Source organism: Arhodomonas sp. KWT, from assembly GCF_010993615.1.
In genome coordinates this window covers 1-600 of sequence record NZ_WNXE01001002.1, presented here as the reverse complement: position 1 = coordinate 600, position 600 = coordinate 1, and the positions used below count along the sequence as shown (strand labels likewise).

Here is a 600-nt window from a genome sequence, read left to right as displayed (position 1 = left end):
ACCTGGGGCTTGACCGCGAGGACCACCGCGTCCGCGCCGTCGACGGCCTCGGCATTGTCGCCGGTGACAGTGACGCCGAAACGGCCGGCGAGCTCGTCGCGGCGCTCCTCGCTGGGATCGGCCACGCGGATACGGGCCGCCGGATAGCCGTCGGCGACGAGGCCGCCGATCAGGCTGCGGGCCATGTTGCCGCCGCCGATAAACGCGATCGTGTGCTCGTTCATAGGTTCATCTCCATGACCGTGGTCAGCCACCATGGGGATACCGGCGCGGACCGAACAGCGCGGTGCCGATGCGCACGACGGTCGCACCCTCGGCGATGGCCGCCTCCATGTCCGCGGACATCCCCATGGACAGTGTGTCCAGTGACAGGCCCTCGCCGCGGAGGTCCTCTAGCAGCCCCCGCAGCCGGGCGAAGGGGCGGCGCTGGGCCTCCGGGTCGGCCTCGGGGGCCGGCAGGGCCATCAGTCCGCGCAGCGCGAGCCGCGGCAGCGCGGCGACCTCGCGGGCGAGCGCGGGCACGTCCGCCGGTGCGACGCCGGACTTGCTCGGCTCGCCGCTCACGTTCACCTGGATGCAGCAGGCGAGCGGCGGGAGGTG

2 protein-coding genes are annotated in these 600 nt (G+C 73.2%); both read right to left on the bottom strand.

All coding sequences use genetic code 11. The features are described from left to right. Positions 1–224: pyrroline-5-carboxylate reductase (locus tag G7A99_RS23800; protein ID WP_163144543.1), on the bottom strand; the 224-nt coding region annotated here is incomplete at its 3' end. A gap of 22 nt (positions 225–246) precedes the next feature. Then, on the bottom strand, positions 247–600 hold a 354-nt coding region (locus G7A99_RS23795; protein ID WP_163144541.1), incomplete at its 5' end, for a YggS family pyridoxal phosphate-dependent enzyme.